This window comes from Micromonospora sp. LOL_015 (genome assembly GCF_048060275.1).
Classification (GTDB): Bacteria; Actinomycetota; Actinomycetes; order Mycobacteriales; family Micromonosporaceae; genus Micromonospora_E.
Genome location: NZ_JBHMIO010000167.1, coordinates 1 through 618, shown reverse-complemented (window position 1 = coordinate 618; position 618 = coordinate 1). Strand labels below are relative to the sequence as shown.

Below are 618 nucleotides of genomic sequence, written 5' to 3'. Positions count from 1 at the left end.
TTGCCGCAGGGCGCGGCGCCGTCGACGGTGACCGTGTCGCAGGACGCGGCGGGCCGCTGGTTCGTGTCCCTGCTCTGCGACGACCGGAGCGAACCGGCCAAGGCCCGGTTGGCGGTGGCCCGGGTTCATGCCCGGATCGCCGACCGCCGCCGCGACCACCTGCACAAGTTGACCGCTCGGCTCGTTCGTGAAACCCAAACGATCGTGATCGAGGACCTGACCGTCCGCACCATGATGGCCGGTCACCGTCTGGCCCGCGCCGTCTCGGACGCGGGCTGGCGGCGGTTCCGCAGCATGCTGGGGTACAAGACCGACTGGTACGGCCGGGACCTGGTGGTCGTGGACCGCTGGTTCCCGTCGACCCGGCTGTGTTCGGGCTGTGGCGTGCTGGCTGACCGGATGCCGTTGGCGGTCCGGTCGTGGACCTGCCGGTGCGGGCAGGCCCATGACCGGGATGTCAACGCGGCCCGGAACATTCTCGCGGAGGGGCTCTCCGTGATTGCCTGTGGAGGCGGTGTGAGACCTCACCGGGAGTTCTCCTCTCGGACGGGGCGGTCGTCGGTGAAACAGGAACCCCCGAGCGCGACCAAGGGGATCCCCGTTCCTTCAGGGCGGGGA

General features: G+C 70.2%; 1 protein-coding gene. It reads left to right on the top strand.

Annotated elements, in window-relative coordinates; genetic code table 11:
• Nucleotides 1-618, top strand: a 618-nt coding sequence (locus tag ACFHWU_RS29315; RefSeq protein ID WP_416592327.1) for an RNA-guided endonuclease InsQ/TnpB family protein, incomplete at both ends; no start/stop codon positions are given.